The organism is Nitrosospira multiformis (genome assembly GCF_900103165.1).
Classification (GTDB): Bacteria; Pseudomonadota; Gammaproteobacteria; order Burkholderiales; family Nitrosomonadaceae; genus Nitrosospira; species Nitrosospira multiformis_D.
In genome coordinates this window covers 619,365-645,842 of sequence record NZ_FNKY01000001.1, presented here as the reverse complement: position 1 = coordinate 645,842, position 26,478 = coordinate 619,365, and the positions used below count along the sequence as shown (strand labels likewise).

Genomic DNA, 26,478 nt, shown 5'->3' with positions numbered 1-26,478 from the left:
ACCAGCTTTATCTTTACAACAGCGGCTTGATCATGGACTCAAGCTTGCTGCGACTGAGGCGGCCCAATTTAGTGCCGATGATATTTCCGCCACGGTCGATAACGACGGTAAAAGGCAGCGCTCCCTGGCGATTTCCTGCCGCGCCAGCCAGATCGAGGGCTCTCATATCACCCACCAGCACCGGATAATTGATGCCAATCTCCTTACTGAAAGCGGCTGTTCTTTCTTGCTGATCTACAGCAATACCGATAAATACCAATCCCTTAGCGCGGAATTTTTCCTGGAGTTCAATGAACTCAGGAATTTCGTCGCGGCACGGTTCGCACCAGGTCGCCCAGAAATTGATCACCATAACGTTGCCACGCCATTGTGAGATAGATTGATTCTTGCCTTGCAGGTCGGGCAAGCTCGCCGCGAATAATGTCTCGGCTCCGCCATTTTCAGCAGATTGAGGGTTACTGGTTAGCTGCGCACGCAACAATAAACCGGCCGTCACTGCCATTATTGCAACACCCATGTACATGATCACCTGCTGCGATTTCGTCATTTAACCTAAATCCGGTAGTGGTAGCGAATTCACCATAGAGGTGAAGACCAAGTAATGCAAAAAGTCTGGTTGATCATAGCACTAAACATAAGAAACGAACGGTCGGCTGACGGGCATGCCATGGCGTCTCTAACCATCGACCCGGGCTATGAGATATCAGGCTATCTCGGGAAAGCGCGCAAACACGCCCTTCATGAGCTGACAGGAACAAGCTGGATCCGTCGACCCTAAATCAATACTGCATTGAGCACCGAGAGAAAACTTTCTGTGTCCTGATATCCAATAAGCCTGATGCGTGAAATTTCACGTCCCTGACGATCGATAAAGAGGATACCGGGAGGGCCGAATAGCTTAAAACGTTTAAGCAGCGCCGTATCATCAGATGTACCGGCGGTGACATCAACCTGCAGCAATACCACATCTTTTAGCCGGGACTGCACTCTCTCATCGGTAAATGTGAAGCGCTCCATTTCCTTGCATGAAATGCACCAGTCGGCGTAAAAATCCAGCATCACATACTTATCCCGCGCCTGGAGGATATGCTGTTCAAGCTCCGCTACCGATTTCACTCGCTGGAATGGCAAATGCCCGGTTTGCACCATGCTCTTCTTCATTCCACCCCCATCAACATTCGAAACATTCAATTTTGAGAGAGGTTGCAAAATGTCGCGGCTGCCAGATAAAACACCGACCAGCAGGGCAACACCGGTCAGCAGCGCGATCATGCCCAGGCCTTTCAGAAACTTCCGAAAACCCGAAGCATCGGGCCGTAGCGGATCAACGGCATGCAAATAAATGGCCGAGACAATCAATAGCGCCGACCACAATAGCATATGCGCAACCGCCGGAATGACTGGCGATATCAGCCATATGGCCACCCCCAGCAATAATACGCCAAAAAATTGTTTGACTGACTCCATCCAGGGCCCCGCTTTGGGCAACAGGGCCCCGGCGGATGCCCCCAGCAGCAACAGCGGCACGCCCATACCCAAGGCCATGACGAATAACGCCGAACCACCCAGCACCACATCCCGGGTCTGGCTGATGTAAAGCAGCGCTCCGGCCAACGGAGCGGCTACACACGGTCCGACAATTAATGCGGACAGCGCTCCCATACCAAATACACCCGTCAGTTGCCCCCCCTTTAGATGCCCCGCCTCCACGGAGAGTTTGCTTTGAAGCGAAGTAGGTAATTGCAGTTCGTAGAAACCGAACATGGAAAAAGCCAGTGTTATAAAGACCAGCGCAAAGGTGCCCAGTACCCAGGCATTTTGCAAAGCCGCTGACAGCATCGCACCGGAAAGTCCGGCTGCGACACCTGCGGCAGCATAAGTGATCGCCATCCCCATGACATAGGCTAGCGATAAAATGAACCCGCGGGTCTTGGTAATGTGCTCACCCTGCTTGGCGATAATACCCGACAGAATGGGGAACATCGGAAAGACGCAAGGCGTGAATGACAGAAGCAGGCCGATGCCGAAAAAACCGGTCAGAATCAGCCAGAAGTTGCCGCTTTCGAACATTCGCTCTATTTTGAGAGATTCGGTCTCAATCGCGGGGGATCGATCCGGGGACGCAAACAGGTCCGCAGCGGCGTCGGGTTTTGCAGCCGAAAAAGGGGCTGCCGCCACCGCGTCATTGCTTACCGCGCTGGCGACGGCTCCTACCGCCGCCTTTGCAACAGGGAGCGTCAGTTCGATTACTTTATTGATAGGCGCATAACAGACACCTATAGGTTCATTACAGCCCTGATAAGTGGCGACAAGGGTCAATTTATTGGTTGAGGCCGCACCCCGCTTCAACGAAATTACCGCTTCGAACGGCTTATGAAAAACCTCCACCTGGCCGAAAGTCAAATCGCTTTTTACGGCTCCCTGAGGCAGCGAGATTTTCTCGATTGAAGTTTCAGCATCTTGCGGTTTGAACGCAACCTTATCCCGATAAAGATAATAGTTTTTTGCCGGCTCGAATTGTGCCACCAGCGTATTCTCGTCGCGCACCCTGACCGTCAGCTTGAAAGCCTGATCCGGCGGCAATAATTCCTGTTCGTCCTGATCGAAGCTTGCGCCGAGTTGCTTCAACCCCGAAAGGAAGCCGGACGATGCCCTCTCTTCGGCGAAGGCATTCATACCGAAAAAACAGAGCAATAATAAGATATACCGGATCAAGCGCACGGGTAACCTGGCAGCGTTCATTTTTTATCTGAGACCAACGTTTCGTCGGCAATCCACTTCAAATAAGCGGGCAAACCATTCGTTACTGGGACAGCAATGATTTCGGGTAGTTCGTAAGGATGCATCGACATTATCAACTGCTCTAACCGGGCGTAATGCTGCGCCAGGGTTTTGATGAGAACCGGCACCTCGCTGGCGGTTTCGTTTTTTCCCTGCCAGCGGTACACGGAAGTACAATCTGCCATCACATTGACGCAAGCTGCCAGTCGCTCCTCTATCAGCCTGTGAGCCAGTGCCATGGCCCGTTCTTTATCGGGCAAATGGGTAATGATAAGTATGAATTCCATGGCAGGGCAAAATTTTACCGGCAGCGGTCATTAAACGATTTCGTTGGAATCAATCGGCAGGCGGAATTTTACCTACTTTCCGCAACCATTGCTGCGCCGCTCGCAATACATCCGGCCACGGTGGGATAACGCAGGTTTACATGCAACTCATGCTTTATGCGGGTATTCGCGAGCCGCCGCGATTCCCGCATGAACGATAACATGCCGGGGGATATTGAGCCTTCGGCCTGGGCGCGGGCAATACGTGGTGGTCTCGGCAGATCGAATCGATCCGCTATCAAATCAAAATATTCGCCCATTTTCAAGTTCGAATCATCGCAGGCATGATAAATTCTGCCGGGTTTCGCGTGGCGTAGGGCGGCAAAAATAATGCGGGCAAGATCGTCAGCATGGATGTGGTTGGTATAACTATCCTCTTCCGGCAATAGCGCCGGGGAAGCGTCGCGCAAACGGCCAAGCGGAAGACGGTTCGATGCGTAAATGCCGGGTACCCGCAAGATCGAGACATTCGCATGATTGCGCAGACCCCAGCTTCGCACCTGCCTCTCCGCGTCAACACGACGCAATGCACGTCCGGTTTGAGGATTGATCAAGCGAGTCTCATCCACCCAGGCTCCATTGCAATCGCCATACACCCCGCTGGTGCTGATGTAAATAAGCCGTTGTGGTAACATTGCCCCCTTTCTCTTTGGCCGCTTTGTCAATGCTGCCAGGAGATTCGCGGTGCGGGTATCTCGTTCACCATAATCAGGCGGGGGCGCCAGATGCAGTACCGCATGCGCCATTCCCGCAAGCTTTCCGAGGCTGCCGGAGTTGTCGAGATCTCCGGACACGGGTGTAATGCCTTGCAAACGCAACGCGGCACGATTTTCCGGTTTCCGGCAAAGGCCCAGCAACCGGTACTGCGCCTGCAACAAGGACGCCGCGCGCAAGGCAATATCGCCGCAACCCACAATTAAAAGTGTTCGTTTCATCGTATTTATTTTATTTATTGCCCGTAATTTTTTATCTTTTTTGACTCACTCGTAACCGAATGTCGCATCGGATAACCATTAACCCCAGCGGGCACGTTTTATCTGCCCAACCTGGCGAAACAGTGCTACAAGCCGCGCTACGCGAAGGATTCCCGCTCCCCTACGGTTGCCGCAACGGAGCCTGCGGCACTTGCAAGGGCAAAATCATACAGGGAACAGTCGATTTCGGCAGCCATAATGACGACACACTGACGGAAATAGAGAAGCGGGCGGGCATGGCATTGTTTTGCTGCGCCGTACCGTTGTCGGAACTGGTAATCGAGTGCCGCGAAATCGGGGCAATCAAGGATATCAAGGTTAAAACCCTGCCATGCCGCGTACACAAGCTGGAGCGCGTCGCGCCTAACGTAATGGTTATTTCCCTAAAGCTTCCCACCAACGAACGATTGCAGTTTCTCGCCGGGCAATATATCGATATTTTCATGAAAAACGGAAAACGCCGGAGTTTTTCGCTGGCTAATGCGCCTCACGATGATGAACTGCTGCAGCTGCATGTCCGCAACTATTTCGGTGGCACGTTCGCCGAACATGTGTTCACACACATGAAGGAACGGGATATCCTTCGTTTTGAAGGACCACTCGGTACATTCTTTCTGCGCGAAGATTCAGACAAACCGATTATATTCGTGGCCAGCGGTACCGGCTTCGCACCGGTCAAAAGCATACTTGAACACGCCTTCTACGTGCGGAATCTGCGTGGCAGCGAACGGCAAATGGTACTTTACTGGGGCAATCGCACAAAAGCCGATCTGTATATGGCGAATCTGGCAGGAAGCTGGCAGCAGGAGCACGACAATTTTACTTTTATCCCGGTGCTATCGGAAGCACTGCCGGTGGACAACTGGCCCGGAAGAACCGGCCTGGTGCATCAAGCCGTATTGCAAGACTTCGAGGATCTCGCCGGATACCAGGTATACGCCTGCGGCGCGCCGGCAATGGTCGAAGCCGCCCATGAGGATTTCACCAGACTGCGCGGCCTGCCGGAAGATGAATTTTTTTCCGATGCGTTTACCGCTTCCACTGCTTCGACAGGCACACCAGGATCCTAAGTTTTTAGCTCGCTCGTATTCCGCTGGACTTATCCCATATGCTCCAGCCGCTTCAACGCAAGTTCCAATCCTTTACTATAGTGATTCTTTGCCAGCTCGGGCCTGCCGATCTTCTCATTTAATTGCGCCAGCATGAGATGGGTTGGATGGCTGGGTTCCACCGACAAGCTCGCTTCCAGATAATTCTGGGCTTTACCCCACAATTCGCAATAGACACAAAGTTTGCCGAGAGCAAGCAGCAGACACGCGTCATTAGGGTGAGACTCAAGCCATGTCTCGGCGCGCTCAATCTGCCTGATTGTATCGGTTTCCAGGCATTCCGCATATAACCCTACCAATTCGGAATCCCATTGTCTATCCAGACTTTGCTCGATAATCTGATGAGCGGTTACACAGTCGCCTATCGCCGTACACGCACGGGCCGCGGTGGCGGCCACTTTGCTGTCCTTCTTATCCACCGAAGATATCGTTTGCCAATACTCTTTCAATGCGTGCGGATTCAATATCCTGCTTTTGAGATTTTCGACATGGGCGCTGCATCGTAATTGTTGTATCAGCGCCTTATCGAAAGCATTACGCTGCTCCAGTTGCCGGAGCAGATCCAATACCGCATCCCAGTTTTTCGACCCCTGCTGCGCTTTCAATTCCAGCCGCAGTGCGGCAGTGTGTTGACGCGCACCCGTGGCACGCAGGGATTGCAGTATTTTCAGCGCTTCTCCCGGCCGGCGTTCATCCAGCAGTAGTTCAGCTTGCGTCATAAGGCGCAGCACTACTTCTTCCGGCGCAATATTTTCCGCGATGGCAATAAACTCATCACGCTGGGAATACTTTCTTAGTTCATGCGCAGAACGCGCGGCGACCATGGCATTGATCGCACCCGCCATGGGCGACTCTCGCAGCTCCAACGCGATAGCGGACGCTTTTTCCGCCTTGGCGTAACGGCCTTCGAGGAAGGCCTTAAGACCATCCAGCAACATCTCTCGTGCTTTTTCGCGGCGCCGGCGCAAGCGGAACTCGCTTACCTCGGTGGGCAGTCGCAGGGCGATGATCGCCAGCCGTACTACAAAATAGGCAATGAAAACCAGCACTACCAGCAAAACCGCCAGCAGATTGAGCGATAGCTCGACACGATAAGGCTGCGCCACCACCAGCACATAACCAGTGTTGTATCGGGTTGCAAGCGTTATCGCTACCGCCACGGCAAACAACGCCAGTAGCCAGAGCACCCACTTCATCCTAAATCCGGCAGCGAACTCATCACGTCAGTGAAGGTCAAGTAACGTGTAAAATCTTTGTGGGTCATAATGTTAATCTGATAAAAAAGCGATCGAGCGCCGGGTTCAGGATCATCTATTTCCCCGTTCGTGCGCAAGACGATAATTACGCACCGCATCGAGACTCGCAGAAATACGAGGCAATTCAATGCCGATTTGACTGTCTTGCAATTGATGCAATACTTCCAGCATATTGACGACCGCTTCCGATTTGCTGTCGTAATACCGGTTGATCCAGTCAAGGGAGGTGTTGATATCAACCTTGAAGCTGGTCCCATCGCGGGCAAGTAGCGCATGCCGGGCAGACAATAAGCGCAACTTTAAATTCTCACGCAAAAAATAAGCCTGGGAGGGAGATAACAGCGCAACGTCCGGCTTATCCATGCGCTGGATACGCACTAACCGCTTTATGTCCTCCCATGCTTCATGCAGAAACTTGAGCCATGCATTTTCCACTGCCGGAACCTGAGCCAGGGAGGAGCCGGTTTCCGGCGGACGAAGCTCCATCGCCAATGGCAATGTTTCGGATGCGGCAGCGAGATTATCCAGACGCAGGCTGATTCCTACGGTATCGACATATGGCGCTGCTTTCAGGAGATCCATGTCTTTTGCCAGGATTTTACGCAAGGAGGATAACTGCGGGCGGTCAAGACGTTGCAGGCGGGCATCGGCCTCTTGCATCGCGATCAGGGCGGCCTTGACATTACTTGCCAGCTGCAGCTGTTGACTGGCGATAAGCAGCAATTGCTCCACTTCCTCCAACGTCACCTCGTCACGATTACGTGTCAGCTCCTGGTAAAGCGCCTCCAGGGCGAGTTGCTGACTCTGCGATTCGGCCAACTTGGCTTCGAGCAGACTGAGTTTTGTTTCCGCACGGCGCCCTGCCTCGGTCGCTTCGGTTGCAAGATTGCGCGACTCTTTACCCGAAGTATTCGCCTCAGCCAGACGTTTTGCCAACTCAAGTTGCAAACCCGCAATCTGATCACGGGTGTCGTACCACTGCCACGCTACAATGAGGGTAAAAATCAGGATAAAAATCAAAACAGGATTGATGCGCTTTGGCAATATCTTAGGCATTCCCTCGCGCAATCCCCGCGGTTTATCGGTCTCGGCCTGTTGAGTTTCCGCACTCATGGTTTTCTTGAAGGACAATCGCCGACGCTGGCTTCTGGCTGGAAGTAATTTAACAAACCTTGCAGCAGCCCTTCATCTCCGGCAGCGGTAAGAATTACTTGATCCAGTCCGAGTTTTCTTGCAGTTTGTGCTATGCGCTCATGGGACACGAACAACGGTGTTTTCCTGAGCCATATTAGACCCTGCTCGCCAACCATATCGAATAAATTACGCAGCCCTTCACTACTGGTTATAGTAATTGCATTTATCTCGCCTCTTGCCCCGGCTCGCAGTAGCGGGGCAGTATCGGTACCAGGCTTGACACGACGATAACATTCCGCATATTCCAGCATGGCACCCCGTTTCAGCAGGCTATTCCCCAGCAGCTCACGGCCGCTGTCTCCGCGAAAGATGACGACGCGTTTGCCTTGAGCATGTTGCAATTCGGTCATTTCGAGTAACGCTTCGCTATCAAAACGTAAGGCTGGCGCGATCACCTCAGTGACGCCAAAATTTCCTAGCGCCCTGGTGGTTCCCTGGCCAACCGCCGCGACTTTCAGGGCTGGCGGCAATGACCGTTTTGCCCGGATCAGGCTCATCGCTTTGTTGACCGCGTTGGGACTGATAAAAATCGCCAGATCAAATTCGTCGAGGCGCGCAATCAGATTCAGTAACGGACGCTGGTCCCCTATGTCGAGGATTTCAAGTAACGGAAATAAGACCGGGTTACCCCCTGCAGAACGAATCCTGGCGGCAAGACCATCCGCCTGGTGCGCCGGACGCGTGACCAGGATACTGATCCCGGTCAGCGGCTTGCTCACGGGTGGCTCACGGGTGCAACCATGGTCGATTCCAGCGCCGCGAGAATTTCTGCCGCTCCTTGCTCCTTCAGATTTCGCGCCAGTTGTGCGCCCATGCCCGTGCCCGCGTCAGGCTCACCGCTTAATTCATTACTTATCATGCGGGTTCCATCGGGGCTCGCGACAAACCCGCGCAGCCGCAATACTCCAGCAGTGATTTCCGCAAAACCACCCAGCGGTACCTGACAACTCCCACCCAGCGCCCGGCTCATGGCGCGTTCAGCCTCCACACACTGAGCGGTTTCAGGATGATGTAATGGCTGCACAAGCTTGATCAAGTCCGCTCGATCAGCCCGGCATTCAATTCCTAACGCTCCCTGGCCCACGGCCGGCAAACTTAGTTCAGGGCTCAATAGTGCGGTAATGCGATCGGCCAGTCCCAGTCGTTTTAGTCCTGCCGCGGCCAGAATAATCGCCGCAAACTGTCCTTCATCCAACTTGCGCAAGCGGGTCTGCACGTTGCCACGCAGGGGCTGCACCTGCAAATGCGGAAAGTGTGCGCGCAACTGGCTTTCGCGCCGCAGGCTGGAAGTCCCCACCACGCCGCCAGGAGGAAGCTCGGAGAGACTGGCGTACTGACTGGAAATAAAGGCATCACGCGGATCTTCGCGTTCGGCGATGGCGGCCAGCACAAATCCTTCCGGCATATTCATCGGTACGTCTTTCATCGAATGTACGGCAATATCTGCACTGTTATTCTCCAGCGCCTGTTCCAGTTCCTTAATGAACAATCCTTTGCCGCCGATCTTGGAGAGGGATATATCAAGTATCTGGTCGCCACGAGTAGTCATCCCGAATATGTTGAACTCGGTTTGTGGGTATAATTTCGACAACCGCTCCCGGATGAAATTTGCCTGCCACAAGGCAAGAACACTTTCCCGTGTAGCGATAACGATTTTTGCGGGGTTGGATGAATTGGACATTATTATTACAGTAAGTAAATTACGGGATCATTTCCAATGTTTATTTTAGCATGCCGGCCGCGGCCTGGATTGAAGTGCTTAGGGCATCCGTTCGCCCGTGTGTCGCAGGGAGAAATTGAGTTATGAGATCTCCTGCTACCCAGAATAGGGGTGTCGATAAAAATCCTACCGATGAAAAAGACAGACCGGTAAAGGATGATCCCTTGCGCGAGGACATCCGCCTGCTGGGACGTATGCTGGGCGACACATTGCGTGAGCAGGAAGGGGAGCCTACTTTCGATCTGGTCGAAAATATCCGCCAAACCGCGATTCGCTTCCGCCGCGAACAGGATCCCAAGGCGCGACAGGAACTGGACACGATACTCAATCAGTTGAGCAACAAGGCTACTGTGGCGGTCGTGCGCGCATTCAGCCATTTCTCTCAACTTTCCAACATTGCCGAGGACATGCATCACAATCGCCGCCGCCGTACCCATCTGCGAGCAGGATCGCCGCCTCAGGCGGGCAGTGTGGCACTGGCGCTTGATCGAGTCTTCTCCAGCGGAACCGATGGTGCCGCATTAACCAGATTCTTTGCCAAAGCGGTGGTTTCGCCGGTTTTGACCGCCCATCCCACCGAAGTACAACGCAGAAGCATACTTGATTGTCAGTTGACCATTGCGCACCTGTTGAATGAACGTGATCGCATACAACTTACGCCCGACGAATTTCGCAGCAACGAAGAAGGGTTGCGCTGTGCCATTCAGATATTATGGCAAACTCGCATGCTGCGTCCGGAACGCCTTTCAGTATATGACGAAATCAAGAACGGTCTGGCCTATTACCGATACACCTTTCTTACCGAGGTACCGCGTCTTTACGCGGAGATTGAGGATTTGCTTGAACGCCGGATGGGCGCGGGTGTACCGCATATCCCGCCGTTTTTACGCATCGGCAGCTGGATAGGTAGCGACCGCGACGGCAATCCCTTCGTTACCCATGAGGTAATGCTGCACGCGGCTGAACGTCAATCGGCGCTGGCATTGGATTATTACATGGGTGAAGTGCACCAGATCGGCCGCCGACTAAGCCTCACAGAGCGCCTGGTAGGCGTGGATGACGAGCTGGCGGCATTATCCGAGACATCTCCGGACCGTGCTCCCAGCCGCGTCGACGAGCCCTATCGGCGGGCACTAATTGGTATTTATGCGCGTCTTGCCGCTACCAGTCAGGAGCTTGGCCACGTCATCAGGCAAAGGCGCCCCGTGGGGCCCGCCGCACCTTATGCGGAAAGCATGGAGTTTGTTCATGATCTTGATATCGTTATTCACTCGCTCAAGCGGCACAAGTCGGACTTATTGGCACGCGGGGATTTACGTCATCTGCGCCGCGCCGCGGAGGTCTTCGGTTTTCATCTCGCCCCGCTTGACATGCGCCAGCACAGCAATGTGCATGAACAAGTGGTGGCGGAATTGTTCGAGTACGGCGCACATCAAAAAGGCTATTCCGGGCTGACCGAGGCGGAACGTATACAGTGGCTGCTGAGCGAAATCAGTAGCCCTCGCCCCTTGCGTTCGCCTTATCTGGATTATTCGGAGCTTATCCAGAGCGAACTATGCATACTGCAAGCAGCCGCGGAAATTCAACGCCGCTTCGGCCGCGCCGCGCTGCCCAATTACATTATTTCCAAAACCGACGGTATCTCCGACATACTCGAGGTCGCATTGCTGTTGAAGGAGGTAGGACTGCTGCAAGCCGGGGAAACACCCCATCTTCATGTCAATATCATTCCCTTGTTCGAGACCATCGCGGACCTGCGCGATTGCAGTCGTGTTATGGACGACTTGTTCTCACTGCCCTACTATCGCAAGCTCCTGGATTCGCGTGGCAATGTTCAGGAGGTTATGCTGGGCTATTCCGATAGCAACAAGGATGGCGGCTTCCTTACTGCCAACTGGGAACTCTACAAAGCCGAAACCGAGCTGACCAAGGTATTCGCCAGGCATAAGATTGAATTGCGCCTTTTTCATGGACGTGGCGGCACGGTCGGACGTGGCGGGGGTCCGAGCTATCAAGCGATACTGGCCCAGCCTCCGGGGAGCGTCAATGGTCAGATACGCATCACCGAGCAGGGTGAAGTTATCGGCAGTAAATACGCCGACCCGGAAATCGGGCGGCGCAATCTCGAAACGCTGGTCGCCGCCACGGTCGAGGCCACGTTGTTAAGCCACGATCCCCTGGGCGAACGTGCCGCTGAATATTACCTGATCATGGAGGTGCTTGCGCGCGATGCGTTCGCCGCTTATCGCAATCTGGTCTATGAAACACCGGGCTTTAAACGCTATTTTCAGGAGTCCACGCCGATAAGGGAAATCGCTGGGCTTAATATTGGCAGCCGCCCGCCATCACGCAAGCAATCCGATCTGATAGAAGATCTACGCGCCATTCCCTGGGTTTTCAGCTGGAGCGTCAATCGGGCAATGATTCCCGGCTGGTACGGCTTTGGCACAGCCGTGGAAGCGTTTCTCCAGCGCGAAGACCAGGGCGGAAAAGGACTGGAATTTCTACAGGAAATGCACCGCACCTGGCCTTTCATGCAAACGCTGCTTTCCAACATGGACATGGTGCTGGCAAAAACAGATATGGGTATTGCCTCACGCTACGCTGAACTGGTTAGCGATATTGAACTACGTGAAGAAATTTTCGGCCGCATCCAGGCGGAGTGGGACCGCAGCGTAAAATGGTTATTCGCGGTAACGGGCCGCACAGAATTGCTACAGGACAATCCTACTCTGGCTCGCAGTATTCGTAACCGCACCCCCTATATTGATCCACTGAATCATCTGCAGGTAGAGCTATTACGCCGTTATCGCTCGGGGGATGCCGCTGATACAGTGAAGCGCGCCATACAACTCACCATTAACGGGGTGGCTGCCGGGTTGAGAAACAGCGGTTAACCCATTCTATGATACTCCACGTTTTTATCGCGGTTGAAGCCACGATGCCACGCCCACCAGCAGCGGCATTTAATAAATTGACGAGACTTTCAGTACAGTCATGGTAAAAAAACTTTACATTAAAACCTTTGGTTGCCAGATGAACGAATATGACTCGGATAAAATGGCGGATGTGCTGCATGCTGCGCAAGGCATGGAGAAAACCGATAATCCCGCCGATGCCGACATAATCCTGTTCAATACCTGTTCAGTAAGAGAGAAAGCCCAGGAAAAAGTATTTCATGATCTGGGACGCGTCCGGCATTTGAAAAAATCCAACCCCAATTTACTCATCGGCGTGGGGGGATGCGTCGCCAGCCAGGAAGGCACCGAAATTGTGAAGCGCGCGCCATACGTAGATCTGGTATTTGGCCCGCAAACCCTGCACCGGTTGCCACAATTGATTTCAGCACGCCAGGTTACCGGCCGTCCACAGGTGGATATCTCCTTTCCCGAGATCGAAAAATTCGACCATCTGCCGCCTGCACGATCCGAAGGTGCGACCGCCTTCGTTTCCATTATGGAAGGATGCAGCAAGTATTGCAGCTTTTGCGTGGTGCCTTATACGCGGGGTGAGGAAATCTCACGCCCTCTGGGCGATGTGCTGGTGGAAGTTGCAAGACTGGCAAATCAGGGAATCAAAGAGGTGACGCTGCTGGGGCAGAACGTGAACGCATATCGAGGCGCAATAGAGCACGCGGAAGAAGATGAAATTGCGGACTTGGCACTGTTGCTGGAATATATCAGCGAAATTCCCGGTATCGAACGCATTCGTTACACGACGTCTCATCCCAGAGAAGTCACTTCACGGCTGATTGACGCCTATATCAAGTTGCCGAAACTGGTGAGTCATTTGCATCTGCCGGTTCAGTCGGGCTCGGATCGGATACTGGTGGCAATGAAACGTGGCTATACGACGCTGGAATACAAATCCATCATCCGCAGGCTCCGGGCCGCCCGTCCTGACATTTCTCTTACATCCGATTTTATTATCGGCTTTCCCGGTGAAACTGAAGCCGATTTTGAAGCAACCATGAAGCTGGTTGAAAGCGTAAACTTTGATGACTCCTTCAGCTTCGTTTATAGCCCGCGCCCCGGCACGCCGGCCGCGGGACTGCTTGACGATACTCCCTACGAAATCAAACTGGAGCGCTTGCAACGCTTGCAGGAGAAGATCGAACAGCAGGCGCAAGCTATCAGCCAACGCATGATTGGTTCAACACAGCGCGTTCTGGTGGAGGGCGTATCCAAAAAGAATGCCGACGAGCTTTGTGGGCGCACCGACAACAATCGCATGGTGAATTTCCCCGGAGATCCGGTAACAATCGGTCATTTCATAAACATTCAAATTACTGCCACGCTATCCCATTCGTTGCGGGGTGAAATCGTGAATAGTCAATGCTAGCAGCCTGTGGGACTTGAAGGATCAAAGCGGAAAAGTGACTGGGCAAGGATAGGTTTTAAGGATTTTGAAGACTAATAGTTGTCTTCACTGACCGAAAAAGTGGTGAAATATGGACCGGTCGGACGTTTTTGCAGCCGATTTCCTTTAAGTCAGACAGGTTGCAAGCCCCGATATTTCACCACCCGGCCCAAAAATTATCGTAAGCGGCATGAGGTAATCGCATTGGGTGAATGGTGTTGAAATCCAGTTTGGATCGCCGGCTTCCGGTGAAATATCCGGGCTAGACTTTCATTCCTTGCAAAGTGTGCCGCTCACTGCGAGAATTAAGCCCTTACAATTGCCGCACCGAGCCTTTGAAACCCCAGCCTGTCGAAATTTCATTTTCTCCGATCGATAATCAGCGCCTCGCCAACCTGTGCGGGGCGCTTGACGAGAATCTCAAGCAGATCGAAACCGTGCTTGATGTCATCATTGCACGACGAGGAGAACGTTTCAGTTTGCGCGGCAAATCGGCCCAGACCTTGCTTGCTGCGGAAGCGCTGCGAAATTTTTACAGTCAGGCACAGCATCATCTGGGTATTGAGCAAATTCAATTGGGCTTGATCGAGGTGATGAATCCTCATCATTCTGCAAAACATGCCGCTGCCGGCGCGCTGGCGGAAGAACCCGCCGTGCCGGTGCTGATAACCCGGCGCAGTGATTTGCGCGGCCGAACACCGCGTCAGGTGCAATATCTGCAACAAATCCAAAAGTATGACATTACGTTTGCCATTGGTCCGGCAGGTACCGGAAAAACTTATCTCGCTGTGGCAAGCGCGGTTGATGCGCTTGAACGAGACATGGTGGCGCGCATTGTCCTGGTGCGCCCCGCGGTGGAGGCTGGCGAACGCTTGGGTTTTCTGCCGGGCGACCTGGTGCAGAAAGTGGATCCTTATTTGCGCCCGCTCTACGATGCGCTGTACGATCTGATGGGGTTCGATAAAACCAGCAAACTGTTTGAACGCAGCGCGATTGAAATCGCGCCACTGGCTTTCATGCGCGGGCGCACGTTGAATAAATCTTTCATCATTCTTGATGAAGCGCAGAACACGACGCCGGAACAGATGAAAATGTTTCTGACTCGTATCGGTTTCGGCTCCAAGGCAGTAATAACGGGTGATGTCACGCAGATTGATCTGGCCAAGCATCAGAAAAGCGGCCTGGTAGAGGCCAAACAGGTTCTCGGAAAAGTGCGTGGCATCTCGTTTACCCATTTTGGTGCCGAGGATGTGGTGCGTCATCCGCTCGTACAAAGAATTGTCAACGCCTACGAGAAATATGAAAGACAGGAGTAACGTTTCCGAGCTTTCCGAAGAAATGACTCACAAGGAAGCAAAGCTGAAATTGACAACACAATACGCAACCCATGACAGGAGCGTTCCCGCCCGGCCGCAATTCCGCAAGTGGGTCAAAGCCGCGCTGATGCAAGATGCCGAGATTGTGCTGCGCATTGTGGATGAACCCGAGGGCCACAGCCTCAACCAGGATTTTCGCGGCGGAGACTACGCTACCAACGTGCTGACTTTCGTATACAACCATACTCAGCCCCTGTCTGGCGATATCGTGCTGTGTGCTCCGGTGATAGCAAAAGAAGCCGGTCAGCAGAATAAAAGCCTGGCGGCACATTACGCTCATCTCACCGTGCATGGCGTCTTGCACCTACAGGGCTACGACCACGACAATGATGCCAGCGCAATGGTAATGGAACAACTGGAAACTGAAGTTGTCATCAGGCTGGGATATGACGACCCATACAAGGATATCAGCGGATAAACTGAAGACTCTGATTTTGGGCGAAATAACTGCTTGATTCATGCGGCCCCCAAGTTTACTTCTTACTTACCTACCGGCACACTAATATGGATGACCCTCCCAAGCCAGGCTGGCTCGAACGCTTCAGTGCCCTGGTTCTGCGTGAACCAGGGGATCGGGAACAGCTGACGGCATTACTGCATTCCGCCTATGAGCGAAATCTGTTCGATTCTGATGCACTGAGCATGATCGAAGGGGTAATACAAGTATCCGAAATACAGGCGCGCGATATCATGATCCCGCGTTCGCAAATGAATGTGATCGACATTAGCGAACCTCCGGAAAAATTCATACCCTCGATTATCGAGACCGCGCATTCACGCTTTCCTGTCATCGAAAACGATAAAAACAATGTGATCGGAATCCTTCTGGCGAAAGATTTACTGCGCTATTACGCCGGAGAGGAAACATTTAACGTGCGCGAGATGCTGCGGCCGGTGGTATTTATTCCCGAATCCAAGCGACTCAATGTGTTACTCAAGGATTTTCGCAGTAGTCGCAATCATGTCGCCATCGTAGTGGATGAATACGGTGGCGTGGCGGGGCTGATAACCATCGAAGATGTACTGGAGCAAATCGTCGGCGACATTGAGGATGAGCACGATTTTGACGAGGTTGAAGACAATATCGTGCCGGACCCCGGCGGTCATTACCGTGTCAAAGCGGTGACGGAAATTGCGGATTTTAACGAAAGGCTTGGAGCAGAATTAAGTGATGTGGATTACGACACCATAGGCGGCCTGATACTGAACAAATTCGGCCGGCTCCCCAAACGGGGTGAATCGGTTACCATCGGCACTTTCAAATTCATCGTGCTGCGCGCCGACAGTCGCAGGTTGCATACATTGCTGGTGGAAAAAAATGAGGGTGCGGTCCGGGAGCCTGGTTGAGATACGGCCAGCGTCCAGGGGATTCGGACGGTGAATGAAGCGGACGACTGCCCCCCGCACGCAGACCATGGGATGCCGTCCGAACCCCCGGTAGTGGAGGTGGTAATCGAGGTTCCGCAAGGCAGTTTCCTTAAACGTGGCTCCACGGGCGGCATTGATTTTATCTCTCCCCTGCCATGTCCCTTCAATTATGGCTCCGTACCGAATTACGTGGGCCTTGAGGGTGACCTGCTCGATGCAGTGGTGCTCGGACCACGCATGCCGTATGGCACGCGAATACGAGTCAAAGCCTGGGGGGCCATCATTTTGACAGACCGCGGCATGACGGACGATAAACTCATCTGTAGTGACCAATCTCCGGACCTGCTGCAACGCCAGCGGATCATACAATTTTTCCATTTCTACGCGAAGTGCAAAGGGTTGTTGAATATCTGGCGAAGCCGGCCGGGACGCAACGCGTGCGAGGGATGGTGCGACGCAGTTCAGGCGCTCGCTCGCGCGCGGCCGCGAGACGGTACGTGGCAGGGGCCGCCGCTTGATTTCTGATGAAGCCTGCTCCGCAACGAACGAATCACAACCGGAAGATTTTTGCCAAGGCTTGCCAAGCATGGCAGAATTGCGCGCCCTGTTAATTATGCTGAAGTAGCATTTCCCCCATCATGCCTCTCCTCACTCTCGAAAAAGTCAGCCTTGCTTTCGGACATCATACATTGCTTGATCACGTGGATTTGCAGCTGGATTCCGGCGAGCGCATTGGCCTGATCGGCAGGAATGGTGGTGGTAAATCAAGCCTGCTGCGTATTCTGGCAGCCGAAAACAGACCGGACGATGGCAAGATCTGGCGCGCACCCGCCTTGAGGCTGGCTTACGTGCCGCAGGAGCCGGAACTGGATACGGCTCTCACGGTATTTCAGGAAGTATCCAAAGGATTGGGTGCAATCAGTCAAACGTTATTCGAGTATCACGAGGTTTCTCATGCCTTGAGCGACGACACGGGAGATACCAGCGAACTTCTTTCCCGTTTGCAGGATTTGCAAGCCGAGCTGGAGACCCAGGATGGGTGGCGCATCCAGGGAAGGGTAGAAACCGCCATTGATAAACTTAATCTTCCCACCGATGCGTTGATCGGACAGCTTTCCGGCGGACTAAAAAAGCGTGTTGCGCTGGCCCGCGCACTCGTGGTGTCTCCCGACGTGCTACTGCTGGACGAACCGACAAACCATCTGGATTTTCTCTCTATCGAATGGCTGGAAGGACTCCTTCGAGATTTTACCGGAAGCGTACTATTTGTTACCCATGATCGTCGCTTTTTAAATAACGTGGCAACACGAATTATCGAGCTTGATCGAGGAAATTTAACCGCTTTCCCCGGTAATTTCGCTGAATATCAGCAGAAGAAAATGGAATTGCTGGAAATCGAGGCAACCCATAATCAGAAATTCGACAAGGTGCTGGCACAGGAAGAAGTGTGGATACGCAAAGGAATCCAGGCGCGCCGTACCCGGAATGAGGGTAGGGTACGGCGGCTGGAAACATTGCGGCTGGAACGCGCCGCTCGCCGCGAACGAGTAGGGGCCGTTCGTCTCAACGTGGACGAGGGCGCGAGATCCGGGCGAATGGTTGCCGAATTGGAGCACGTCAGCAAAAACTACGGCGATAAAACTGTCATCGAAGATTTTTCCTGCCGCATCCTGCGCGGCGACCGCGTCGGATTGCTGGGCCCCAACGGTGCGGGAAAGTCCACCTTGCTCAAACTGATACTGGGTGAGCTGCAGCCTGATACCGGCAATGTGCGGCAGGGGACCAAGCTCGCAGTCGCCTATTTTGATCAAATGCGCGAACAATTGAATGAGGAAGCGACCCTGATCGAGACTATCAGCCAGGGCTCCGATTTTATCGACATCGGCGGGGTTAGGAAGCATGTGATCAGTTACCTGGAGGATTTTTTGTTTGCGCCCGCACGGACGCGCTCGCCGGTAAAATCGCTCTCTGGCGGAGAGCGTAACCGGCTGTTGCTGGCGCGCTTGTTCACCCGCCCTGCTAACGTACTGGTTCTGGATGAGCCAACGAACGACCTGGATATTGAAACGCTGGAACTGCTTGAGGTATTGCTGCAAAACTATTCCGGCACACTGTTCCTGGTAAGCCATGATCGGGAATTTCTTGATAATGTGGTAACCCAGGTGATCGCATTCGAAGGGGATGGCGTATTGCGGGAGTACGTGGGGGGCTACGAAGATTGGATCCGGGCAAAAAATGTCTTAAAAACAGTAATAAAGCCGCAATTAGACAAACAGCAACCCGCGATCCCAAGGGAGAGAATGCAAGAACCGGCCGCTCGCGTCAAATTGGGTTACAATGAAACGCGCGAACTTGATGAGTTGCCATCAAAAATCGAGACGCTGGAGCGTGAGCAAGCCGAAATTACCCGCCAGTTATGTTCTCCGGCCATTTACCGCGATTGCCCGGATGAAGCCAGAACCCTGCAAGGACGCCTTGCTGCCATTGAAGCGGAACTCCTGACCTATCTCGCCCGATGGGAGGAACTGGAAGCGAAACAAGCGACCCCAAGACAGAAGAAATAATGATAAGTTCCCATATATTCTGCTACTTTATTCGTTGACCAGGAATGGTACATCGTTTAGAGTCGCTCTTTTTGAAAAGAGGGCACTCATAATGAAAAGACCAGCAATAATGAATATATTGGCATGGGGTCTGCTCCTGGCATTCACTGGCGCCGCTCAAGCAGCCGGTGACCCGGTGGCGGGCAAGCAGAAAAATGCCATGTGCGTCGGTTGTCATGGTATAGAAGGATACCGGACATCCTATCCCACAGTTTATCAGGTCCCGAGACTGGGCGGCCAACATGCTGAATACCTGATCAAGGCTCTTCAGGCATATAAAACCGATGCCCGCAGTCATCCCAGCATGAAAGGTATCGCTGCCTCCCTTTCCGACCAGGACATGGAAGACCTGGCCGCTTATTACGCCAGTTCCGGAAAATAATTTATTCATTACGCAAGGAAGGTCTTATGAAAAATTTTATTATTGCCGCAGTAAGCGGCGCATTGCTTCTGATTTCCGGTCAGGGGATAGCAGCCAATATTGAGGCTGGGAAAAAAAAGGCGGCTGAAGTTTGCGCCGCATGTCACGGCCCTGACGGCAACAGTCCCGCTCCAGCTTTTCCCAAGATTGCCGGGCAACATGCGAGCTATATCGAAAAATCCCTGAATGAGTATAAGTCAGGTGCCCGTAAAGATCCCATCATGGCCGGTATGGCTGCGGCGTTGAGTAAAGAAGACATTGAAAATCTGGCGGCCTATTTTGCCAGTCAATCTGGTCTGAAAACCAAATACTGATGAGGTAAGCGGCCAGGAAAGTTTTTTTCTGTCCGCTTGTCCAGCGTGTAATAAGCAAGACAAAGCGTCTTATCAAGTATAGATTAATTCTCCCATCGATCCAGGCATTCAAAGTAAACGGTAGAGTCGAACGCTGATTGGCTGCGTTGCGCTTGCCAGATCATCTCCGCCAGGCACTCCATGATTTGATGCATAACGGCATGTTCATCGCCGGTTTTCGTCAGCAGCCGCTCAAACCGCTGGCGAATTCCCACAGGCTGGTCTATCGAAAGCTGTTCCCTGATGGCGATATGCATGCTCATGTGCAGAAATGGATTGGTATCGCCCATTTCAGGCAAATAATCCTTGTCTTGATAGCGCGCTGTGTCATCAAGCATGGCATGGTATTCCGGATGCAGCAGAATGGCCTCAAGCGCTATATTTTCCATCGCGGAAAGCATTTCTCTCTGCCGGTATTTGCGCCATGCATCGAAGAAAAATAGGCGCGCTTGTTCTCTGGAAGGATTAAACATTTAACCTGAATCCGGTAGTTGGACGAGGGGTGGAGTGTTCAATCTTTGGAATACGGGGCAAAGCAGCATCCGATCGATAAGGGATATTCTTCATTAAAGATTTTTGTCCTTGTACTCGCACAAATCATTAATGACGCATATGGCGCATTTTGGTTTCCTCGCCACACATACGTAGCGCCCATGTAAAATAAGCCAGTGATGAGCATCGTGACAGAATTCTTTTGGAATATGTTTCAGCAGTTTCAACTCCACTTCCAGCACGGTTTTCCCGGGTGCGATTCCGATACGGTTGGCGACACGAAAAATGTGGGTATCCACTGCGATAGTGGGTTCGCCGAAGGCAGTGTTCAATATTACATTGGCCGTCTTGCGTCCCACACCGGGTAATTTTTCCAGCTGTTCCCGAGTTTGCGGCACCATGCTGCCGTGATGCTCAATAAGCAGGGCGCAAGTCGCCAGAATATTTTTTGCTTTAGTTTTATATAATCCGATGCTCTTGATGGCATCTCGCAAACCTGCTTCACCCAGGGCGAGAATTTTCTCCGGCGTATTGGCCTTGAGAAACAGTTTGCGGGTTGCGAGATTCACGCTCTTGTCAGTGGCTTGGGCAGAGAGCACTACCGCTACCAGCAACTCGAATGGTGAGCTGTACTCCAACTCGGTAGTGGGATGAGGATTAATTGTCTTGAAACGGGTAAAAATTTCACGGCGAATGGTTGAATTCATGAGTTTTTGGGGGAGAAGCTATTATCGACCAGTGCTATTATATGATTCAGTTACCCAGCCCGGCCAACGTTGGCACGTTCCAGCGCAGCCTGGATAGCGGCTTTCTTGAAATCACTGTTTGAGGAACCGCTTACGGATCTCACTACTCCGGTTTTTTGTGCAAGCCTCTCTTCCTGCTCCTGTTTCTCGCGCTCAAGCCTTTGTAGCCTGAACCGGTAACGCGCGCGCGCGCGATCGGCGGTCTTTCTTTTCTGATCTTCGTGCGCCGGCAGGTCCTCGATCGGCGCACAAGATTCAGCCCTGGCGCTGCTGACGGGTTGCTTAAGGGGAATCATGCTGATGCAATCCACCGGACATGGCGCGATACACAGCTCGCAGCCAGTACATTCCGCGGCAAATACAGTATGCATTTGCTTGGCCGCACCTACAATGGCATCGACCGGACAAGCCAGGATACAAAGCGTGCAGCCAATACAGGCCTGCTCGTCGATAACCGCTACCGCCTTCGGCTTTGTCATGCCGTGCTTGGTATTCAGCGGGATAGGGCTCACTCCCAGCAGCTCCGCCAATTTGAGTATCCCCTGCTCACCGCCGGGAGGGCACTGGTTAATGGCGGCACGGCCTTCCGCGATGGCCGTCGCATAAGGTTCACAACCAGAGAAGCCGCATTGGCGGCACTGCGTTTGCGGCAGGGTGGCATCGATTTTCGCTATAAGCGAATCTCTGTTCATCCTGAACCCGAGCGTAAAAGATCTGGCACAGGCGATGCGCAAAGCGCACGTGCCACTTCGCTTACCAGACGAGGACCACGATAAATCAGGCCGCTGTAAATTTGCACCAGGCTTGCCCCCGCATCGATTTTTTCCTTTGCGTCCGCCGCGCACATGATGCCGCCCGCGGCGATGATGGGTATCGCCCCTTGCAACACAACGTGCAGATGACGGACAACCGCTGTGGCGCGTTCTTTAAGCGGGGCACCGCTTAACCCGCCCTTCTCGCCGGCATGAGGCAATGCTTCCGCACCAGCCCGGGAAAGCGTGGTATTCGTGGCGATAACTCCGTCAATCTGATGTTTCATCAGCAGGGCCGCGATGGATACAATTTGCGACGGCTCCAGATCAGGAGCAATCTTTACCGCCAGGGGCGTGTATTTGGCATGCTCATCCGCGAGTTCCATTTGCTTCGATTTCACCAGGCCCAATAAATGATCGAGCTCCTCAGCGTTTTGCAGTTGACGAAGATGGGGCGTGTTGGGGGAAGAAATGTTGACGACAACGTAGCCGGCGTGGCGATAGACTTTGCTCAGACAAATCAGATAATCATCCGCGGCTCTTTCTACCGGCGTATCAAAATTTTTACCGATGTTAATACCGAGTACGCCGTGGTAATTCGATCGCCTGAGATTCGCCACCAGGTTGTCCACTCCCTGGTTATTGAAACCCATGCGGTTGATAATGGCGTTTGCCTCAGGGACGCGAAACAAACGTGGCTGGGGATTACCCGGCTGGGGGCGGGGGGTAACGGTGCCGATTTCGATAAAACCGAAGCCGAGCGAGGCAAGCGTCTCAAGGTACTCGCCGTTCTTGTCCATGCCGGCGGCCACCCCGACAGGATTGGGAAAATCGAGACCCATGACACTGCGCGGCTGGCAGGGTATCGGGCCACCGGTAAGCAACCCAAGCCGGCGAACTTTCTCGACCGCGCTGAACGTGAAGCGATGAGCCGTTTCGGGATCAAGACTGAATAGCAACGGACGGAGTAGTGAATAGAGCATGGAACCCATTTTAACCCGGAACTGTAGTGAGTCTGTTAAACGATATTCCGGGATTGGTAACAACAACCGTAAAACAGTGTCTATCCGAAAGGAACAGGAGATTGCACCTCGGGTGATATCCGCAAAGATCTTGCGTGGTACACGTTATCGCAAACCATCCAGAGTATCCGGTTGCACCCGGTCCAGCTATTTCTTCTGATGAATTGAATTCACGGATGTCGTCAGGGATCATTCGTTATTATCTGCATGGTATAGGGGGATGCGCTTATGAAGCGGGCTATTTTTTCTTTTGTTCTCATTCTCGTGGTGGTTGGCGGACACGCTCAGGCCGCTGCGGAATGGGAAATGCTCAATTCGGAGGTGGAATCCCTTTATCAGCAGGGAGACTATATCCAGGCCACCTCAGTGGCGAAGAAGGCGCTGCAAACAGCCGAACAAACCCGGGATCCCCTTCATCCCGACGTGGCCACGAGTTTGAATAGCCTTGCCTTATTGCATAGTGCACAAGGTCAATATACCCAGGCCGAGCCGCTTTTCAAGCGTGCACTGGCCATTTTTGAGAAATCGGTTGGCCCGGAGAGCCCCGAAGTCGCGGCGAGCCTGAATAATCTTGCGACACTGTACAGAAATCAAGAGCAATATGCGCAGGCCGAGCCGCTCTACAAGCGTGCGTTGGCGATTGATGAGAAAACCCTCGGCCCGGATCATCCCAATGTCGCCATCAGCCTGAACAACCTCGGCCAGCTATACGAAGCTCAGGGACAGTATGCGCAGGCTGAGCCGCTTCTCAAACGCGCGCTGGCGATTTTAGAAAAGGCGCTCGGCCCAGATCATCCCAATGTTGCCATAAGCCTGAACAATCTGGCTCAACTATACCAGGCCCAGGAACAATATGCGCAAGCCGAACCGCTTTATAAGCGCACATTTACCATTTCAAAAAAAGCGTTCGGCCCGGATCATCCGAACGTGGCACTCAGTCTGAATAACCTGGGAGGATTGTATAGAGACCAAGGGAAATTCGCGCATGCGGAGCCGCTTTTCAAGCGCGCGCTGGCGATTTCTGAAAAAACGCTTGGCCCGGATCATCCCAATGTTGCGACGAGCCTTGAAAACTTGGCGCAGCTATATCGTGATATTGGCTATGCAAGCAAAGCGACGCCTTTGGAGAAACGTGCGGCAGCCATACGGAAAATGCAACGATAGAACACCATGAGACATTCGATTATCATCGCACATGGCATAGCGCAGTTTCTACGCGAAACTTCTGCTTTGTATGTGACTCAACGGCTCCCATTGCCCGTCGGTCAAGCCTTGTAACGGCCTGAAACCAGCTTTGTAGGCCATTTTCCGGCTTTCCTTGATCCAGTATCCCAGATAGAGATAGGGGAGTCTTAGCGCAAGGCACTGTTGCGCTTGCCACAGGATATTGTAAGTGCCAAAGCTCGCCCCCGGCACATCCGGATCGAAAAAGGTATAGACAGACGATATCCCGTCGGGCAGTTTGTCGATGATGCTGATCATGCGCAGCTGCCCGTTTTCGTGGAACTCAACCAGCCTGGAATTGACGTTGCTTGGCAGCAGAAAATGGCGATATTGTTCGCGACTGTCGCGATCCATGCCGCCACCATAATGACGTTGCGTCTGATAGCGCAGATAGAGTGCGTAGTGGTCCGGGTGATAATACAGATCGTGCTGCGTTGCAACCAGGTGCTGGTGCCGTTTCCAGGAGCGGCGATGAGCACGCCTGAGAACCAATTCATCAACGGCAATCCGTACGGGTACACAAGCGCGGCAGTTATCGCAGTAAGGACGATAGGTAAATGCGCCGCTGCGGCGGAAGCCGGCCTTTACCAGTTCGCCATAGACACCGGTATCGATCAGATGACTGGGTGTCGCCACCTGTGACCGTGCTAATTTTTCCGGTAGATAGCTACACGGATAAGACGCGGTAGTGTAAAACTGTAGTACCGATGAAGGCAGATCATTCAATTGGCTCATGATCGAAGCACCATTTTTCAACTCGCTCGGTATAGTTTACCAATTCTTTTAATTTCTGACCAAATTCCTCCCGGGAAATTTCACGCCCGCCGAGGGAAGCGAGATGCGTGGTTTTCATTTGACAGTCGATCATGTGAAAACCCCAGCGTTCCAGTTGTTTTACCAAATGCACGAATGCAATTTTGGAAGTATCCGGGATGCGGGAGAACATTGATTCTCCAAAAAATACCTTTCCCTGAGCAACGCCGTATAGCCCACCCATTAATTCGCCGCGCATCCAAACTTCGACGGAATGGGCCACCCCCATTTCATGCAACGCAGTGTAGGCTGAGATCATTTCCGCGTGGATCCACGTCCCGGGTTGCTCCCCGCGCGGCGCGGCGCACGCTTGCATAACCTCGCTAAAAGCGTTATCGACACGAATTTCATAGTTATCCTTCTTCAGCGTTTTTCTTAGCGATCGAGAGATTTTAAGCTCACCTGGAAACAGCACCATGCGCGGATCGGGGCTCCACCATAGAATAGGTTCACCCTCGTTAAACCAGGGAAAAATTCCGCGGCGGTAGGCTTCGATCAGACGCTGCGGCGAGAGATCTCCACCTGCGGCAAGCAGGCCGCTGGGCTTGAGAAGCGCAGTGTCCAACGGGGGAAAATGAGATTCAGGAGTGAGCCAGGGAATCATGCAGGGGGGGAATGATCAGTACGAGTTATCGCTGAAATTCTCAGATTTCCGGTCATCAATCAAATTAAATGCCAGGTGATACGGTGGGCAACAAATCATGGCCCCTCATTTTCAGCTCAACGCCATGAGCTGCAAAGATTTTTGCAGCACCTCCTATTCCCTTCGGGGGCGTGTTTCCTATCGTAGCAAACTTATCAAGGAATAAAGATCAAATAAAGAAAAAATCTTTGTGAATCATGATACTAAAATAAAATATAGCCAGTCAACCGCCGGATTTGGGTTTGTAACGTGTCACATCCGGCATATCCGCTGATTCAAACCCCGCTCGGCGTAATCGGCACGAATCGCATACGCCGCAAGCCAGCCCTGCTTCATTCGCTTGATAGCACGACACCGTCAGGCTGTAATCCACGCCCAGCGAAATTCCCTGCAGAATAATCTCCGCCTTCGACAAATTGATGAGCGGCGCATGAATACTCAGCCTGGCACCTTCGATTGCGGTTTTGGTGGCGAGATTCGCCATTTCTTCAAATGCCGCGACGTATTCCGGGCGGCAATCCGGATAGCCGGAATAGTCCACCGCATTCACGCCAACAAAAATATCGCAGCTTTTGAGTACCTCGGCCCAAGCCAGGGCAAGCGACAGCATGATGGTATTTCGGGCTGGGACGTAAGTAACGGGGATACCCGTTTTCGTTCCTTCGGTTGGTACAGCAATGGATTTATCAGTGAGCGCCGATCCGCCGAACGTGCTCAAATCGACTTTTATGATTTTATGCTCACAAGCGCCAAGGAACCGCGCCACTGCCGCAGCAGCAGCCAGTTCCGATCCGTGGCGCTGTCCATAGTCCACGCTTAAAGCATAACACTCATATCCGCTATTGCGGGCGACGGCAAGCGTGGTGGCGGAATCCAGCCCCCCTGATAAAAGCACCACCGCCTTTATCATAAGGTTAAGAACACGGGCTTACGAAGCATACCCGCC

General features: G+C 52.9%; 26 protein-coding genes. 11 read left to right on the top strand and 15 right to left on the bottom strand.

All coding sequences use genetic code 11. The features are described 5' to 3' along the window. Positions 1–13: 13 nt before the first annotated feature. The 4 genes from BLR00_RS03065 to BLR00_RS03050 all read right to left on the bottom strand — a co-directional run bounded on the left by BLR00_RS03065 (position 14) and on the right by BLR00_RS03050 (position 4,042). Entirely contained in the window at positions 14–547 is a 534-nt protein-coding gene (locus BLR00_RS03065) for a TlpA family protein disulfide reductase (RefSeq protein WP_074630751.1), read from the bottom strand. Positions 548–774: 227 nt separating this feature from the next. Next, complete coding sequence (gene dsbD, locus BLR00_RS03060; protein ID WP_176759926.1) at positions 775–2,742, bottom strand: protein-disulfide reductase DsbD; 1,968 nt, start codon at positions 2,740–2,742, stop codon at positions 775–777. Further along, complete coding sequence (cutA, locus tag BLR00_RS03055; protein WP_074630750.1) at positions 2,739–3,068, bottom strand: divalent-cation tolerance protein CutA; 330 nt, start codon at positions 3,066–3,068, stop codon at positions 2,739–2,741. Before cutA ends, dsbD begins: the two co-directional genes overlap by 4 nt. 68 nt (positions 3,069–3,136) lie before the next feature. Continuing rightward, positions 3,137–4,042 carry an SDR family oxidoreductase gene (locus BLR00_RS03050; protein WP_074630749.1) on the bottom strand — a complete coding sequence of 302 codons (906 nt, stop codon included), beginning with the start codon at positions 4,040–4,042 and terminating at the stop codon, positions 3,137–3,139. Positions 4,043–4,101: 59 nt separating this feature from the next. Here BLR00_RS03050 and BLR00_RS03045 point away from each other — a divergent pair, with 59 nt between their 5' ends. After that, positions 4,102–5,151 (top strand): CDP-6-deoxy-delta-3,4-glucoseen reductase, encoded by a 1,050-nt coding sequence (locus BLR00_RS03045; RefSeq protein ID WP_074630748.1) that lies wholly within the window; start codon positions 4,102–4,104, stop codon positions 5,149–5,151. A gap of 29 nt (positions 5,152–5,180) precedes the next feature. Here BLR00_RS03045 and BLR00_RS03040 read toward each other — a convergent pair whose 3' ends face one another. From BLR00_RS03040 to hemC, 4 genes are all read right to left on the bottom strand, one after another. Next, positions 5,181–6,386 (bottom strand): heme biosynthesis HemY N-terminal domain-containing protein, encoded by a 1,206-nt coding sequence (locus tag BLR00_RS03040; protein ID WP_074630747.1) that lies wholly within the window; start codon positions 6,384–6,386, stop codon positions 5,181–5,183. Positions 6,387–6,497: 111 nt separating this feature from the next. Next, positions 6,498–7,559, bottom strand: a complete 1,062-nt coding sequence (locus tag BLR00_RS03035; RefSeq protein ID WP_074630746.1) for a uroporphyrinogen-III C-methyltransferase — start codon at positions 7,557–7,559, stop codon at positions 6,498–6,500. After that, positions 7,556–8,359: a uroporphyrinogen-III synthase gene (locus BLR00_RS03030; RefSeq protein WP_081346625.1), complete on the bottom strand. Its 804-nt coding sequence runs from the start codon at positions 8,357–8,359 to the stop codon at positions 7,556–7,558. The genes BLR00_RS03035 and BLR00_RS03030 overlap by 4 nt, the downstream gene beginning before the upstream one ends. Continuing rightward, positions 8,356–9,321, bottom strand: coding sequence for a hydroxymethylbilane synthase (gene hemC / locus BLR00_RS03025; RefSeq protein WP_074630744.1), 966 nt, complete (start codon positions 9,319–9,321; stop codon positions 8,356–8,358). The genes BLR00_RS03030 and hemC overlap by 4 nt, the downstream gene beginning before the upstream one ends. Before the next feature lie 122 nt (positions 9,322–9,443). Between hemC and ppc the strand changes: the two genes are divergently transcribed. From ppc to BLR00_RS02980, 9 genes are all read left to right on the top strand, one after another. After that, complete coding sequence (ppc, locus tag BLR00_RS03020; RefSeq protein WP_074630743.1) at positions 9,444–12,257, top strand: phosphoenolpyruvate carboxylase; 2,814 nt, start codon at positions 9,444–9,446, stop codon at positions 12,255–12,257. Between the two features lie 100 nt (positions 12,258–12,357). Beyond that, positions 12,358–13,701: a tRNA (N6-isopentenyl adenosine(37)-C2)-methylthiotransferase MiaB gene (gene miaB, locus BLR00_RS03015; protein ID WP_074630742.1), complete on the top strand. Its 1,344-nt coding sequence runs from the start codon at positions 12,358–12,360 to the stop codon at positions 13,699–13,701. Between the two features lie 353 nt (positions 13,702–14,054). Next, complete coding sequence (locus tag BLR00_RS03010) at positions 14,055–15,035, top strand: PhoH family protein (protein ID WP_074630741.1); 981 nt, start codon at positions 14,055–14,057, stop codon at positions 15,033–15,035. Next, positions 15,019–15,513: an rRNA maturation RNase YbeY gene (gene ybeY / locus BLR00_RS03005; RefSeq protein ID WP_074630740.1), complete on the top strand. Its 495-nt coding sequence runs from the start codon at positions 15,019–15,021 to the stop codon at positions 15,511–15,513. Before BLR00_RS03010 ends, ybeY begins: the two co-directional genes overlap by 17 nt. 86 nt (positions 15,514–15,599) lie before the next feature. Continuing rightward, positions 15,600–16,442 (top strand): HlyC/CorC family transporter, encoded by an 843-nt coding sequence (locus BLR00_RS03000; protein WP_074630739.1) that lies wholly within the window; start codon positions 15,600–15,602, stop codon positions 16,440–16,442. 72 nt (positions 16,443–16,514) lie between these two features. Beyond that, entirely contained in the window at positions 16,515–16,988 is a 474-nt protein-coding gene (locus BLR00_RS02995) for an inorganic diphosphatase (RefSeq protein WP_074630738.1), read from the top strand. Between the two features lie 113 nt (positions 16,989–17,101). Continuing rightward, complete coding sequence (locus tag BLR00_RS02990; protein ID WP_074630737.1) at positions 17,102–19,027, top strand: ATP-binding cassette domain-containing protein; 1,926 nt, start codon at positions 17,102–17,104, stop codon at positions 19,025–19,027. A 91-nt stretch (positions 19,028–19,118) separates the two neighbouring features. Further along, on the top strand, positions 19,119–19,448 hold the full coding sequence (locus BLR00_RS02985) for a c-type cytochrome (protein ID WP_074630736.1): 330 nt from the start codon (positions 19,119–19,121) through the stop codon (positions 19,446–19,448). A gap of 26 nt (positions 19,449–19,474) precedes the next feature. Next, positions 19,475–19,801 carry a c-type cytochrome gene (locus BLR00_RS02980; protein ID WP_041513966.1) on the top strand — a complete coding sequence of 109 codons (327 nt, stop codon included), beginning with the start codon at positions 19,475–19,477 and terminating at the stop codon, positions 19,799–19,801. An 83-nt stretch (positions 19,802–19,884) separates the two neighbouring features. Here the strand turns inward: BLR00_RS02980 and BLR00_RS02975 are convergent, their stop codons facing one another. The 4 genes from BLR00_RS02975 to BLR00_RS02960 form a co-directional block, all read right to left on the bottom strand. Beyond that, on the bottom strand, positions 19,885–20,313 hold the full coding sequence (locus BLR00_RS02975) for a DUF1841 family protein (RefSeq protein ID WP_074630735.1): 429 nt from the start codon (positions 20,311–20,313) through the stop codon (positions 19,885–19,887). A 93-nt stretch (positions 20,314–20,406) separates the two neighbouring features. Further along, entirely contained in the window at positions 20,407–21,039 is a 633-nt protein-coding gene (nth, locus tag BLR00_RS02970) for an endonuclease III (protein ID WP_074630734.1), read from the bottom strand. Positions 21,040–21,089: 50 nt separating this feature from the next. Further along, complete coding sequence (rsxB, locus tag BLR00_RS02965) at positions 21,090–21,770, bottom strand: electron transport complex subunit RsxB (RefSeq protein ID WP_074630733.1); 681 nt, start codon at positions 21,768–21,770, stop codon at positions 21,090–21,092. Further along, positions 21,767–22,813 carry a quinone-dependent dihydroorotate dehydrogenase gene (locus BLR00_RS02960; protein WP_074634101.1) on the bottom strand — a complete coding sequence of 349 codons (1,047 nt, stop codon included), beginning with the start codon at positions 22,811–22,813 and terminating at the stop codon, positions 21,767–21,769. The genes rsxB and BLR00_RS02960 overlap by 4 nt, the downstream gene beginning before the upstream one ends. Before the next feature lie 267 nt (positions 22,814–23,080). On the opposite strand from BLR00_RS02960, the gene BLR00_RS02955 reads away from it, so the two are divergent. Further along, positions 23,081–24,016 (top strand): tetratricopeptide repeat protein, encoded by a 936-nt coding sequence (locus BLR00_RS02955; protein WP_074630732.1) that lies wholly within the window; start codon positions 23,081–23,083, stop codon positions 24,014–24,016. 48 nt (positions 24,017–24,064) lie between these two features. Here BLR00_RS02955 and BLR00_RS02950 read toward each other — a convergent pair whose 3' ends face one another. From BLR00_RS02950 to queC, 3 genes are all read right to left on the bottom strand, one after another. Then, positions 24,065–24,811 carry an arginyltransferase gene (locus BLR00_RS02950; RefSeq protein WP_074630731.1) on the bottom strand — a complete coding sequence of 249 codons (747 nt, stop codon included), beginning with the start codon at positions 24,809–24,811 and terminating at the stop codon, positions 24,065–24,067. Further along, positions 24,795–25,493: a leucyl/phenylalanyl-tRNA--protein transferase gene (aat, locus tag BLR00_RS02945; protein WP_074630730.1), complete on the bottom strand. Its 699-nt coding sequence runs from the start codon at positions 25,491–25,493 to the stop codon at positions 24,795–24,797. Before aat ends, BLR00_RS02950 begins: the two co-directional genes overlap by 17 nt. A 262-nt stretch (positions 25,494–25,755) precedes the next feature. Next, entirely contained in the window at positions 25,756–26,442 is a 687-nt protein-coding gene (queC, locus tag BLR00_RS02940; protein ID WP_074630729.1) for a 7-cyano-7-deazaguanine synthase QueC, read from the bottom strand. Between the last annotated feature and the right edge of the window lie 36 nt (positions 26,443–26,478).

Coding starts and splice junctions, on each gene's coding strand:
- hemC (WP_074630744.1), bottom strand. CDS start 9,321: ATGTCCAATTCATCCAACCCCGCAAAAATCGTTATCGCTACACGGGAA.
- BLR00_RS03050 (WP_074630749.1), bottom strand. CDS start 4,042: ATGAAACGAACACTTTTAATTGTGGGTTGCGGCGATATTGCCTTGCGC.
- aat (WP_074630730.1), bottom strand. CDS start 25,493: ATGATTCCCTGGCTCACTCCTGAATCTCATTTTCCCCCGTTGGACACT.
- BLR00_RS02980 (WP_041513966.1), top strand. CDS start 19,475: ATGAAAAATTTTATTATTGCCGCAGTAAGCGGCGCATTGCTTCTGATT.
- BLR00_RS02975 (WP_074630735.1), bottom strand. CDS start 20,313: ATGTTTAATCCTTCCAGAGAACAAGCGCGCCTATTTTTCTTCGATGCA.
- BLR00_RS03035 (WP_074630746.1), bottom strand. CDS start 7,559: ATGAGTGCGGAAACTCAACAGGCCGAGACCGATAAACCGCGGGGATTG.
- miaB (WP_074630742.1), top strand. CDS start 12,358: ATGGTAAAAAAACTTTACATTAAAACCTTTGGTTGCCAGATGAACGAA.
- BLR00_RS02995 (WP_074630738.1), top strand. CDS start 16,515: ATGCCGTCCGAACCCCCGGTAGTGGAGGTGGTAATCGAGGTTCCGCAA.
- rsxB (WP_074630733.1), bottom strand. CDS start 21,770: ATGAACAGAGATTCGCTTATAGCGAAAATCGATGCCACCCTGCCGCAA.
- queC (WP_074630729.1), bottom strand. CDS start 26,442: ATGATAAAGGCGGTGGTGCTTTTATCAGGGGGGCTGGATTCCGCCACC.
- ybeY (WP_074630740.1), top strand. CDS start 15,019: ATGAAAGACAGGAGTAACGTTTCCGAGCTTTCCGAAGAAATGACTCAC.
- BLR00_RS02960 (WP_074634101.1), bottom strand. CDS start 22,813: ATGCTCTATTCACTACTCCGTCCGTTGCTATTCAGTCTTGATCCCGAA.
- BLR00_RS02950 (WP_074630731.1), bottom strand. CDS start 24,811: ATGAGCCAATTGAATGATCTGCCTTCATCGGTACTACAGTTTTACACT.
- BLR00_RS03045 (WP_074630748.1), top strand. CDS start 4,102: ATGTCGCATCGGATAACCATTAACCCCAGCGGGCACGTTTTATCTGCC.
- dsbD (WP_176759926.1), bottom strand. CDS start 2,742: ATGAACGCTGCCAGGTTACCCGTGCGCTTGATCCGGTATATCTTATTA.
- nth (WP_074630734.1), bottom strand. CDS start 21,039: ATGAATTCAACCATTCGCCGTGAAATTTTTACCCGTTTCAAGACAATT.
- BLR00_RS03065 (WP_074630751.1), bottom strand. CDS start 547: ATGACGAAATCGCAGCAGGTGATCATGTACATGGGTGTTGCAATAATG.
- BLR00_RS02955 (WP_074630732.1), top strand. CDS start 23,081: ATGAAGCGGGCTATTTTTTCTTTTGTTCTCATTCTCGTGGTGGTTGGC.
- BLR00_RS03000 (WP_074630739.1), top strand. CDS start 15,600: ATGGATGACCCTCCCAAGCCAGGCTGGCTCGAACGCTTCAGTGCCCTG.
- BLR00_RS02985 (WP_074630736.1), top strand. CDS start 19,119: ATGAAAAGACCAGCAATAATGAATATATTGGCATGGGGTCTGCTCCTG.
- BLR00_RS03040 (WP_074630747.1), bottom strand. CDS start 6,386: ATGAAGTGGGTGCTCTGGCTACTGGCGTTGTTTGCCGTGGCGGTAGCG.
- BLR00_RS02990 (WP_074630737.1), top strand. CDS start 17,102: ATGCCTCTCCTCACTCTCGAAAAAGTCAGCCTTGCTTTCGGACATCAT.
- ppc (WP_074630743.1), top strand. CDS start 9,444: ATGAGATCTCCTGCTACCCAGAATAGGGGTGTCGATAAAAATCCTACC.
- cutA (WP_074630750.1), bottom strand. CDS start 3,068: ATGGAATTCATACTTATCATTACCCATTTGCCCGATAAAGAACGGGCC.